Below are 11,480 nucleotides of genomic sequence, written 5' to 3'. Positions count from 1 at the left end.
TAACCCGGCGCGATTCAAGGTATGAAGCGGGGATTTCCTGTGGGAATCGTGTGTACGGCGCCGCTTACTTGGGGGCGCTGACGGTGACCAGCGCGGGGCGCAGCACGCGGTCGTTGATGGTGTAGCCCTTCTGCAGCACGCTCACCACGGTGTTGGGTTCCTGCTCGGGAGCGGGCACCACCGAGATGGCCTGGTGCTGGTGCGGGTCGAACCTGGCGCCGGGGGCGGGGGCCACCTCGATCACCTTGTTGCGTTCGAGCGCGCTCTTGAGCTGGCGCAGCGTGGCTTCGGCGCCTTCGCGGATCTGTTCGGGCGTGGCATCCTTGATGGCCAGGCCGGCTTCGAGGCTGTCGGTCACCGGCAGCAGGCTCTCGGCAAAGGCTTCGACCGCGAACTTGCGCGCCTTGGTGATCTCGTCGTCGGCGCGGCGGCGGGCGTTCTGCACGTCGGCCTGGGCGCGCAGGTACTGGTCGGACAGTTCGGCGTTCTTGGCCTGCAAGGCAGCGAGTTCGCCCTGGACTGCGGCCAGCGCATCCTGCGCCTCCGCTTCGTTGGCAGCCTGTGCGGCTTCCAGTTCTTCGGGGCTTGGCTCGCCTTGCAGCATTTGCGAATTCTGTGCGGATTGTTGCGGGTCAGACATTTTTCAAAGAACCGGCGGGAGGCCGGGAAACAAACGATAGCCAGCCACTTGGGGCTGGTCAGGGGCTTTTCAAGCGAAAAAATGCGGCCTAAGGGGCCGCTACACGGGTTTTGAGGATGGATTCCTCGTGGAACACCGCGGAACCGGCTTTGCCGGGCCGCTGGTGTTGCCCCCGGTAGGGGGAGGGCGCAGCGACACGAAGTGCGCGCAGCCTGGGGGCGAGCCTGGGTTGATCAGTGCGCGTCGAGCAGCTCGACGTCGAACTTCAGCGTGGCGTTCGGCGGGATCACGCCGCCCGCGCCGCGTGCGCCGTAGCCCAGCGAAGCGGGAATGATCAGTGTGCGCTTGCCGCCGATCTTCATGCCGGCAACGCCTTCGTCCCAGCCCTTGATGACCTGGCCTGCACCCAGCGAGAACGCGAACGGGTCGTTGCGGTCGCGGCTCGAGTCGAACTTGGCGCCTTGCACGCCGTCGTTGTAGAGCCAGCCGGTGTAATGCACATGCACGTGCTGGCCGGCCTTGGCTTCTGCGCCGTCGCCCACGGTGGTGTCTTCGTATTGCAGGCCGGAGGGAGTGGTAGGCATGTTGAACGCTCCTTGCGTCAAGGGGATGGAAGTGGATGGATAAACGAATCGAAGGCGCGGAGTTTACCGACGCCCGGCAGCGGCCCGGCCGGCCTGCTCAATTGCCAGTGTCAAGAGGCGGGACGGAGGAAGGCGGCGACGGCGCCGCAGGCGGGGAAGGGGGCGGTGCGCCCGGGGAAGAGGACGAAGGAGGCGCCGGTGGCGAAGACGATGAGGGCGCTACAGGCGTGGGCGCCGCCGGTGCCGCGGCCTTCTTGACCTGGCCCAGCTGCCATTTGCCCGCAAAGGCCTGCAGGTCCGAGAGCCGCTTCAAAAGGTCCTGCCCGCTCACCGTGAGGCTGTAGCCGTCGCCGCCGTGGCTCACGAGGCCGGCCTCGCGCAGTTCCTTGATGCGGGTGTTGAGCGTGTTGGGGGTGATGCTGCCGACGCTGTCCTGCAGCAGCCGAAAGGTCTGGGCATGGCCGTCGCGCAGCGCCCAGAGCACGCGAAGTGCGTAGCGGGCCTCGAGAAGCGCAAGCAGCTGGCTGACGGCTGCGTTTTCCTTGGTACTCATCGACATCATCTCCTCGGGGCTGGGCGGGCCATCGGTCCTGGGCAGGGCCGGTGCCTCGCGTTCTTGTTGGCTCGCTACAGGGACCGCGCGTTGCGTCGGCGACTATAGCGCAAGGATCACGATGCTACTAGTTTTATAGCTACGGGTGCATGCTGCATGCGGGCCGTGAGACAAAGCTTCACAAATTAGCGAAATTGGCCATGGCTTCGCCCAGCCGGACCGGGCGGGTGGGCGCCCAGTCGGGGTTGAAGGCCAGCGGGGGTGGCGGGAACAGCATGACGACGGTGGAGCCGAGCAGGAAGCGGCCCATCTCCTCGCCCTGCCTGAGCACGATCTGCTGATCGGCGTAGTGCCATTCGCGCAGCTCGCCGCCGCGCGGCGGATTGACCACGCCGTGCCACACGGTGGCCATGCTGCCGACGATGGTGGCACCCACCAGCACCAGCACGAAGGGGCCATGCCCCGATTCGAAGACGCACACCACGCGCTCGTTGCGCGCGAACAGCCCGGGCACGCCGCGCGCCGTGACCGGGTTGACCGAGAACAGGTCGCCGGGCACGTGGATCATGCGCACCAGGCGCCCGTCGCAGGGCATGTGGATGCGGTGGTAGTCCTTCGGGCTCAGGTACAGCGTGGCGAAGCTGCCGTGCGCGAAGCGTGCCGCGAGCACCGCGTCGCCACCGACCAGCGCGGTGGTGCTGTAGTTGTGGCCCTTGGCCTGGAAGATCTGGTCTCCCTCGATGGCGCCGAACTGGCTGATCGCGCCGTCCACCGGGCACACGAGGTCGGCCTGTGCAAGAGGTCGCACGCCGGGCTTGAGCGCGCGCGTGAAGAACTGGTTGAAGCTCTTGTAGTGGTTGATGTCGGATTCGAGCGCCTCGCCCATGTCGACGCCGTACTTGGCAACGAAGCGCCGGATGATCCATGTGGTGACGGCGCCGCGTTCCTTGCCCGCGACCCAGCCGGCGAAGTTCGTCAGGGCCTGCTTGGGGAACAGGTATTGGGGCAGTACGGCAGAGCGGTCGGACACGTGTGGGAGGCCTGGAATGCCTGGAGTGCGAATCGGAGGGGCATTCTATAAAGCGCCCGACGGCCCGGACGTAGGAGGCTTCCCTTGTATCCGGCGCGCCGTTTCCCGTGTCCGGGACGCGCCTTGCGGGGCGTCCCGGCCGGCGTCAGTCTGCCTTGATGCCCGCGGCCTTGATCACCTGCGCCCACTTCTCGACCTCGGCCTTCTGGAAGGCCGCGATCTTTGCCGTGGTGAGGTCGGCGGGTTCCATGCCGAAGCCCTTGAGCTTTTCCTGCATCTCGGGCGTTGCAAGGATCTTGCGGATCTCGGTGTGCAGCCGGTCGACGACGGGCGCCGGCGTGCCCGCGGGCACGAAGATCGCCTGCCATGACAGCACCTCGAAGTCCTGCAGGCCCGCAATGCCGGACTCCGCAACCGTCGGCACGTCGGGCATCGAGGCAAGGCGCTTGGCCGAGGTCACGGCAATGGCGCGCAGCTTGCCGCTCTGCACGTGCGGGCCCGCCACCACCGTGGTGTCGAACATCATGTCGACCTGGCCGCCGATCACGTCCTGGATGGCCGGGCCGCTGCCCTTGTACGGAATGTGCGTGAACTTCACGCCCGACTTGAATGCCAGCAGTTCGAGCGACAGGTGCTGCGAGGTGCCCGTGCCGGCCGAGGCCGACGAGAGCCCGCCCGACTTGGTCTTGCTGGCTTCCAGCACGTCCTTCAGTGTCTTGTAGGGGCTGGCCTGGTTCACCACCAGCACCAGCGGGTTGGTGCCGATCAGCGTCACCGGGGCGAACGACTTCTGCGGGTCGTAGCCGAGCTTCGGATACAGGCTCACGTTGATCGCGTGCGAGCTGATCGTGCCGCCCACCATCGTGAAGCCGTCGGGCGCTGCGCGCGAGCCGATTTCCGAGCCCACGCTGCCACCGGCGCCGCCCTTGTTGTCGATGATCACGCTCGTGCCCAGCGCCGTGCCGAGCTTCTGGCCGATCAGGCGGGCCAGCACGTCGGTGGTGCCGCCCGCGGGAAAGGGCACGAGGTAGGTGATGGCCTTGCCCGTGGGCCAGTTGCCGGGGCCCTGCGCGAACGCGGGCAGGCCCGCGGCGAGCGAAGAGGCGAGGGCGGTGCGAATCAGTGTGCGGCGTTGCATTGCGATATCTCCTTTGATGATGTTGCGGGTCGTCGTCACGGTGCGTCGACGATTTCGATCCAGTTCGGGTTCTTGCCCACACTGATGCGCGAGGGCTTGCCCAGGGCGCCGGTGGCCGAGTCGATGGCGTACAGCGCAACGCTGTGCGACTCCTGCCCGGCGGCAATCAGATAGCGGCCGCTCGAATCGATTGCGAAGCCGCGCGGCGTTTTCTCGGTCGGCGTCTGGCCGAGCGGCTTCAGCTGTCCGGTGGACGCGTCCACCCGGAAGGCCGAAAGCGTGCTCGACGTGCGCTCCGAGGCGTACAGGAAGCGCCCATCGGGCGTCAGGTGCAGATCGGCCGCCCACGGCTTGCCCGTGAAGCCCGGCGGCAGCGTGGTGGTGCTCTGTTCCAGCTTGAGCGTTCCGCGCGCCGCGTTCCATGCGTACACATGCAGGCTCGCGTCGAGCTCGTTCAGCAGGTAGACGTGCCGCTGCGCCTTGTCCCAGACGAAGTGGCGCGGCCCCGATTTGGCGGTGCTCATGGTCAGCGGCGGATCATTGGCCGACAGCAGCCCTTTGTCCGCGTCGAAGCGCCAGCTCGACACGTTGTCGCCGCCCAGGCTGGTGGCGAGCACGAAGCGGTTGCTCGCATCCGCGTGGACCGCATGCGCATTCGGTCCGGTCTGCACCAACTGCTGGATGGCGCCTGCCGCGCCGTCCTTGCCGATGGCGTTGACCGAGATCTTGCCGCCCTGGTAGGAAGCCGCGAAGAGCCACTTGCCGCTCGCGTCGAGGCCGATGTTGGCCATGCTGTCGGCCAGCGGGGCCTCGCCGAGTTTCTGCAGCTTGCCTGTGGCCGCGTCGATCGACATGCTGACCACGCGGAACGGCTGCGAGCGCAGCGCGGCATACAGCACGCGCTTGTCGGGGCTCACCGCCATCGGCATGACCGTGCCGCCGACGCTGAGCGCTTGCACGGGCTTCAGCACGCCTTGCGCGCGGTCCAGCTCGAGCACCGAGATCTCCTGGCTGTCGGCGTTGGAAACGTAGACCCAGGTGGCCGCGCAGACTTGGCCCATGATCGCAACGGACAGCAGCGCAACCGCGCCCCGGAGCATGCGAAGGGCAGGAGTGGGGCGGCTCATGGCTTGATGTTCAGTTTGGCGATCAGCGCCTTGAAGTAGGCGTTGTCCTTGGCCAGCGTTTCCTTGAACACCGCACCGTCGGTATAGACATAGCCGAGGTTCTGCTTGTCCATCACTTCGTGCATCAGCGGCTCGGCCGCGGTCTTGGCCGTGATCTCGCGCAGCTTTGCCATCACTTCGGGCGGCGTGTTCTTGGGCGCGCCGAGGCCGCGCCAGGTGCCGATCGAAAGATCGATGCCGCGCTCCTTGGCGGTAGGCACTTTGTCGAAGCCCTTCACGCGCTTGTCGGCCATGACCATCAGCACCTTGAGCTTGCCGGACTGAACATGGGTCGTGACCTCGGCCGGGCTTACCGCCACCGCCTCGATGTGTCCACCCAGCAGCGCCAGCACCGCGGGCGCCGCGCCCTGGAACGGAATGTGGCCGAACCTGGTGCCCGTCTTGTCTTCGAGCGCCGCCGCGGCCAGGTGCCAGATCGAGCCGTTGCCCGAATTGCCGACGCGCACGCTCTCGGGCGCCTTCTTCGCCGCCGCCAGGAATTCTTCGATCGTGTTCCACGGCGCATCGGCCTTGACGGTGATAGCGGCCGGGTCGGCATTGAGCTGCGCAATCGGCTGGAAGTCGTCGTAGTTGAACTTGGCCAGGCCCAGGTGCGGCAGCGTGAGCAGTTCCACCGTCAGTACTGCGAGCTTGTAGCCGTCGGGCCGGGCGTTGATCACCTCGGTCCAGCCGATGGCGCCGCCGGCGCCCGGGCGGTTGACGATCACGATGCTATGCGAAGTGTGCTTGCGGCTCGCTTCGGAAAACGCGCGCGCCAGGCCGTCGGTGCCGCCCCCCGGCTGGTAAGGCACCAGCAGTTCGATGGCGTGATTCGGAAAATTGTTGCCGTTGCCCTGGGCCGCGGCCATTGCCGCGTATCCGAACGCGAAGCTCGCCGTTGCCGAAAGGGCGGCCAGGCCGCGAAGGAATCTGTTTCTTCTCATTGGTTGTTGTCTCCGTTATTGATCTTGATTCGGCAAGCCTCCAGAAAAGGCTGAAAAGGCGGTTTCCGTCAGGGCATGTACTGCCCGCCGTTCACTTCGATCACCTGGCCCGTCACGTAGCCCGAGAGCTGTTCCGAAGCCAGGTAAAGAAAGGCGCCCACGCATTCGTCGGGCGAGCCGATGCGGCCCATGGGAATGGCGGTGCGGAACGATTCGAGCATTGCGGGCGTCGAGAAGCGGTCCTGGAACGGTGTCTGGATGACGCCGGGCGCCACCGCGTTGACGCGAATCTTGTCGCCGACGAGCTCGCGGGCGAGCCCGTGCGTGGCCGTGCTCACGAAGCCCTTGGAGCCCGCATACAGGTAGGCGCCGGGCCCGCCGCCGGTGCGCGCCGCGACCGAGGTCACGTTGATGATGTTGCCGCCGCCGTGGGTGCGCATCAGCGGCACCACCTCGCGCGCAAACGCGAGCACGGAGCGTGCGTTGATGTGCATCACTTCGTCGAACAGCGCATCGTCGAATTCGGCGATGGGCACGCGCTTGACCAGGCTGCCTGCGTTGTTCACCAGCACGTCAATGCGGCCGAAGCGCGATGCCGTCTGCTTGACGCATTCACGGATGGCGGCGGTGTCAAGCACGTCGGCCTGCAGCGCAAAGGTGTCGCCGCCGGCGTTGCGGATGGTCTCGACGACCTGGTTGGCGGCGTCAGCCGAGCTGTTGTAGTGCACCGCCACGCGCATGCCGCGCGCAGCGAATGCAATGGCCACGGCGGCACCGATGCCGGTGCTGGCGCCGGTGACGAGTGCGGTCTTGCCCTTGAGGTCTTCCATGGATGTTCCTTTCGAGGTCGGTGGTTCAGGTCACGGGGGCCGGGTTGAACAGCACCAGCGCGTTGTGCAGCTTCCACTGTTCGGCCCAGGTCTTCTTGCGGCCGCTGGCCACGTCGAGCATCAGGCGGAACATCTCCCAGCCGATGTCCTCGATGGTGGCGTCGCCGTCGGCGATGCGGCCCGCGTTCACGTCCATCAGGTCGTGCCAGCGGCGCGCCAGGTCGCTGCGCGTGGCCACCTTGATCACCGGCACCTCGGCCAGGCCGTAGGGCGTGCCGCGGCCGGTGGTGAACACGTGCAGGTTCATGCCGGCGGCCAGCTGCAGCGTGCCGCAGATGAAGTCGCTGGCGGGCGTGGCGGCATAGAGCAGGCCCTTCTGCCTGGCTTTCTCGCCCGGCGCGACCACGCCCGAGATCGGCGCGCTGCCGCTCTTGACGATCGAGCCCATGGCCTTTTCGACGATGTTCGAGAGCCCGCCCTTCTTGTTGCCCGGCGTGGTGTTGGCGCTGCGGTCGACGCGCCCGCGGTCCAGGTAGGCGTCGTACCAGGCCATCTCTCGGATCATCGCCTCGGCGACGGCCGGGGTGGTCGCGCGCGAGGTGAGCTGGTCGATGCCGTCGCGCACCTCGGTCACTTCCGAGAACATCACGGTGGCGCCGGCGCGCACCAGCAGGTCGGTGCAGAAGCCCACGGCCGGGTTGGCCGTGACGCCGGAGAAGGCATCGCTGCCGCCGCACTGTACGCCCACCACCAGCTCGCTGGCCGGCACGGTCTCGCGCCGGCGGGCGTTGAGGCGCTCCAGGTGTTCCTCGGCCTGCCGCATGATCGAGTCGATCATCGACATGAAGCCCACGTGCGCGTCGTCCTGCAGGCACACCACGTCGAGCTTTTCGTCGGCCGTGGTGCCGACGTCGGCCACGTTGCGCTCGTCCACCAGCGCGATGCTGCCCGGCGGCAGCAGGCGCTCGGGCTGCAGCTTCTCGCAGCCCAGGCTGATGACCATCACCTCGCCGCCGAAGTTCGGATTGAGGCTGATGTTGCGCAGCGTTCGGATCGGGATGACGGCATCGGGCGCATCGATGGCCACGCCGCAGCCGTAGCTGTGCGACAGGCCCACGACGTCGTCGACATTGGGGTATTTGGACAGCAGCTCGGCCTTGATGCGCTGCACCGCGAAGTCGACCACGCCCGCCACGCATTGCACGGTCTGGGTGATGGCAAGGATGTTGCGCGTGCCCACCGAGCCGTCGAGGTTGCGGTAGCCCTCGAAGGTGTAGCCCTCGAGCGGCGGCTGCGCGGGCGGCTTGACGGTGGCGATCGGCAGGCCTTCGAGCTCGCGCGCGGCGGGCATCTTCAGCAGGCGCTCGTGCACCCAGCTGCCGCGCGCAATGGCTTTCAGCGCGTAGCCGATCACCACGTTGTAGCGGACGACGGCGTCGCCCTCGGCCAGGTCGGTGAGCGCGACCTTGTGGCCCTGCGGCACGTTGTCCACCAGCACCAGGCCGTCGGCAAAGGTGGCGCCTGCCTTCAGGCCGCCGTCGTTGGCCACGATGGCGACGTTGTCTGCCGCATGCATGTGGATGCGATGCGGCGGACGCACCGCGGGGGAAGAGGATGAGTCGGCCATGGGAACGAAGAACTCCGCGTTGCTGGTCTTTGCCGTCACTTGACCGCGTTGACGAGGTCAGGCAGCCACATCGAGAACGCCGGCACGTAGGTGACGAGCATCAGGCAGATCAGGAGGGCGCCGTAGAACGGCCAGATCGACCGCATCACCTGCCCGACCGACACGCCTCCGATCGCACAGCCTATGAACTGCGTGGTGCCCACCGGCGGCGTGTTGAGGCCAAGCGCGCAGTTGATCAGCATGACGATGCCGAACTGCACCGGGCTCATGCCGAACTGCATGGCAATGGGCAGGAAGATGGGGGTGCAGATCAGGATCGTCGCGGCCATGTCCAGGAAGGTGCCGAGGACGAACAGCAGCACGTTGATCATCAGGAAGATGACCCACGGATCGCTCGAGACGCTGGTCATGAGCTCGCCGGTCTTCTGCGGCACTTCGTACAGGGCCATGAAGTAGCCGAAGGCCGAAGAAATGCCGATCAGCAGCAGCACCACGCCGGTCGTCTTGCAGGCCTTGGCGCAGGCCTTGAAAAAGTCCTTGCGGCTCAGGGACCGGTAGACGAGCACCGTGACGCCCAGTGCCCACAGCACCGCAGTCGCTGCCGACTCGGTGGCGGTGAATACGCCCGACAGGATGCCCACCAGGATGATCGCGACGATCATCAGGCCCGGCAGCGCGCCGATGAATGCGGCAAGCACTTCACCCCAGCCCGGAAACGCGCCGCGGATCGGATAGCCGCGGCGGATGGCCACGTAGTAGGCGGCCCCCAGGTTGCACAGCGTGAGCAGCAGCGCGGGAATCAGGCCCGCGAGGATCAGGCTCAGCACGCTCACCGATGCGATGCCGGTGGTTGCGAGCGTGAAGATGATCAGGTTGTGCGAGGTAGGCATCAGGGCACCCACCAGGGCGGCGTGCGTCGTGACGTTGACCGCGTAGTCGGCGTCGTAGCCTTCCTTCTTCATCAGCGGGATCATCACCGAGCCCATGGCCGAGACGTCGGCCACCGGCGAGCCGGCCACACCGCCGAACAGCGTGCAGCCGATCACGTTGCTCATGCCCAGGCCGCCGCGCACGTGGCCCACCAGGCTGTTGGCAAAGCGCACGATGCGCTGCGCGATGCCGCCGTAGAGCATCAGCTCGCCGGCGAACACGAAGAACGGGATCGCGAGGAACGAGAAGATCTGCATGCCGCCGACCATCTTCTGGAACACCACGGCCACCGGCAGGCCCGCATAGAGCACCGTCGCGACGGAAGCCAGGCCGATCGAGAACGCGACCGGCACGCCCAGCACCAGCAGCACCAGGAAAACGAGAGAGAGGACTGTCAGTTCCACGCGGGCACCACTTCTTCATCGCGCAGCAGGGCGACGATATGTTCAATCGAGAAAAGCACGATCAGGAGGCCCGCGATCACGAGCGCCAGGTAGTCCAGGCCCACCGGGACGCCCATCATGGGCTTGATGTCGGTCCACTTGAGCGTGGTCCAGGTCCAGCCGCTCCAGGCCATGATGGCGCCGAACAGCGCGACCAGCGCATGGATCAGTATTTCGATCTTCAGGCGCAGGGATTCGGGAAGCAGCACCACCAGCGAGTCGAGCCCGATGTGGCCGGCATCGCGCACGCCAACGGCCACGCCGAGCGCAGTGACATACAGCACGAGCTGCAGCGCGAGGCCTTCGGCCCACGTCGGCGTGTCGTTGAACACGTAGCGTCCGACCACCTGGTACTGGACGCAGACGATGATGGTGATGAGCATGGCGACGGCCAGCATGAGGCTGGCCTTCGACAGGAACGCGCAGAAGCGCGAATAGGCGTGATTGGACGGAGGCCGGCCATTCGGGTTGACCAGGTCTTCGAGCTCGATGGGCGCTCCGGTCGCAATCGTGTCTGCCGCGGGGACGGTCAGTGTCATGGGCAATTCCCTGAATGTGGGTGGATCCCTCCCCGGAAGCGGGGAGGGCGGGCGCGCTACTTGTTGTCCTGGACGGCCTTCACGAGGCGCTGCAGGTCGGGCGTCGAGATGAACTTCGCGTAGACCGGGGTCATTGCCGCGCGGAACGAGGCCTTGTCCACATCGGCAATGATCTGCGCGCCGCCCTTGGTCACGACTTCGAGCGACTTGGCTTCCTGCTCGTCCCACTTCTTGCGCTGGAAGGCGACCGATTCCTTGGCGGTGGAGCGGAACAGCTCCTGGTCGGCCTTGGAGAGCTTGTCGTAGATCGCCTTCGACATCACGAGCATTTCAGGTGCCATGGAATGTTCGGTGCGCGAATAGAACTTCACTGCCTCGTAGTGCTTGAAGCCGTCGTAGGAGGGAATGTTGTTTTCCGCCGCATCGATGAGCCCGGTCTTGAGCGCGGTGAACACTTCGCCGGCCGGCATGGGCGTGGCGTTGGCGCCCATGGCGCTCACCAGTGCAACCCACAGGTCGGATTGCTGCACGCGGATCTTCAGGCCCTTTGCGTCGGCCAGCGTCTTCACCGGCTTCTTGGCGTAGATCGAACGTGCGCCGCTGTCGTAGAAGGCCAGGCCGACCAGGCCTTCCTTCTCGCAGCCCTGCAGGATCTCGTCGCCGATGGGGCCGTCGAGCGACTTGCGCATGTGCGCGATCGAGTCGAACAGGAAAGGCATCGTCGGCACCAGCGTCTTCGGGCAGATCGAATTCAGCGCGCTGATGTTGACGCGGTTCATTTCGAGCGCGCCGATCTTGACCTGGTCGAGCGTTTCCTTCTCGCTGCCGAGCGCGCTCTTGTTGAACACCTTGATCTTGTACTTGCCGTTGCTGCGCTTTTCGAGCAGTTCGCTCATGTGCTTGACGGCTGCAACGGTGGGATACTCGTCGCTGTTGTGCACGTCGGCCGAGCGGAACTCGACGGCATTCGCTGCCATGGCGCACGCACTGGCGGCCAGCGCGATCAGGTGGCGGGTGTATTTCATTTGTCTTCCTCTTCGGGTGGGTGGATAAAAA

At 66.1% G+C, this 11,480-nt stretch carries 12 protein-coding genes; all 12 read right to left on the bottom strand.

Features of this window, described 5'->3' with window-relative positions:
* Nucleotides 1–64: 64 nt before the first annotated feature.
* Nucleotides 65–604 carry a nucleotide exchange factor GrpE gene (grpE, locus tag L1081_RS11645; protein WP_489416536.1) on the bottom strand — a complete coding sequence of 180 codons (540 nt, stop codon included), beginning with the start codon at nucleotides 602–604 and terminating at the stop codon, nucleotides 65–67.
* A gap of 269 nt (nucleotides 605–873) precedes the next feature.
* Nucleotides 874–1,224, bottom strand: coding sequence for an FKBP-type peptidyl-prolyl cis-trans isomerase (locus tag L1081_RS11640; RefSeq protein WP_012746856.1), 351 nt, complete (start codon nucleotides 1,222–1,224; stop codon nucleotides 874–876).
* 97 nt (nucleotides 1,225–1,321) lie between these two features.
* The gene (locus L1081_RS11635) at nucleotides 1,322–1,777 is read right to left on the bottom strand and encodes an HxlR-like winged helix-turn-helix transcriptional regulator (RefSeq protein ID WP_489416535.1); all 456 of its coding nucleotides are present in this window, start codon (nucleotides 1,775–1,777) and stop codon (nucleotides 1,322–1,324) included.
* Between the two features lie 178 nt (nucleotides 1,778–1,955).
* On the bottom strand, nucleotides 1,956–2,807 hold the full coding sequence (asd, locus tag L1081_RS11630; RefSeq protein WP_489416534.1) for an archaetidylserine decarboxylase: 852 nt from the start codon (nucleotides 2,805–2,807) through the stop codon (nucleotides 1,956–1,958).
* Between the two features lie 145 nt (nucleotides 2,808–2,952).
* Nucleotides 2,953–3,945: a tripartite tricarboxylate transporter substrate-binding protein gene (locus L1081_RS11625; RefSeq protein WP_489416533.1), complete on the bottom strand. Its 993-nt coding sequence runs from the start codon at nucleotides 3,943–3,945 to the stop codon at nucleotides 2,953–2,955.
* A 35-nt stretch (nucleotides 3,946–3,980) separates the two neighbouring features.
* A complete protein-coding gene (locus tag L1081_RS11620; protein WP_489416532.1) occupies nucleotides 3,981–5,072 on the bottom strand; it encodes a beta-propeller fold lactonase family protein in 1,092 nt (363 codons plus the stop codon).
* The gene (locus tag L1081_RS11615; RefSeq protein ID WP_489416531.1) at nucleotides 5,069–6,055 is read right to left on the bottom strand and encodes a tripartite tricarboxylate transporter substrate-binding protein; all 987 of its coding nucleotides are present in this window, start codon (nucleotides 6,053–6,055) and stop codon (nucleotides 5,069–5,071) included. Before L1081_RS11615 ends, L1081_RS11620 begins: the two co-directional genes overlap by 4 nt.
* Nucleotides 6,056–6,123: 68 nt before the next feature.
* Nucleotides 6,124–6,885, bottom strand: a complete 762-nt coding sequence (locus L1081_RS11610; RefSeq protein WP_489416530.1) for a glucose 1-dehydrogenase — start codon at nucleotides 6,883–6,885, stop codon at nucleotides 6,124–6,126.
* Nucleotides 6,886–6,910: 25 nt separating this feature from the next.
* Nucleotides 6,911–8,512 carry a galactarate dehydratase gene (garD, locus tag L1081_RS11605; RefSeq protein WP_489416529.1) on the bottom strand — a complete coding sequence of 534 codons (1,602 nt, stop codon included), beginning with the start codon at nucleotides 8,510–8,512 and terminating at the stop codon, nucleotides 6,911–6,913.
* 35 nt (nucleotides 8,513–8,547) lie between these two features.
* Nucleotides 8,548–9,846, bottom strand: a complete 1,299-nt coding sequence (locus L1081_RS11600) for a TRAP transporter large permease (RefSeq protein ID WP_489416528.1) — start codon at nucleotides 9,844–9,846, stop codon at nucleotides 8,548–8,550.
* Nucleotides 9,837–10,283, bottom strand: a complete 447-nt coding sequence (locus L1081_RS11595; RefSeq protein ID WP_319432935.1) for a TRAP transporter small permease — start codon at nucleotides 10,281–10,283, stop codon at nucleotides 9,837–9,839. Before L1081_RS11595 ends, L1081_RS11600 begins: the two co-directional genes overlap by 10 nt.
* A 197-nt stretch (nucleotides 10,284–10,480) precedes the next feature.
* The gene (locus L1081_RS11590) at nucleotides 10,481–11,449 is read right to left on the bottom strand and encodes a TRAP transporter substrate-binding protein DctP (protein WP_489416527.1); all 969 of its coding nucleotides are present in this window, start codon (nucleotides 11,447–11,449) and stop codon (nucleotides 10,481–10,483) included.
* Nucleotides 11,450–11,480: the final 31 nt, after the last annotated feature.

Source organism: Variovorax sp. MSC1_012 (genome assembly GCF_023667525.1).
Taxonomy (GTDB): domain Bacteria; phylum Pseudomonadota; class Gammaproteobacteria; order Burkholderiales; family Burkholderiaceae_C; genus Variovorax; species Variovorax beijingensis_B.
Note: the sequence above shows the minus strand (reverse complement) of the source record. Positions and strands in the feature narration are given on the sequence as shown.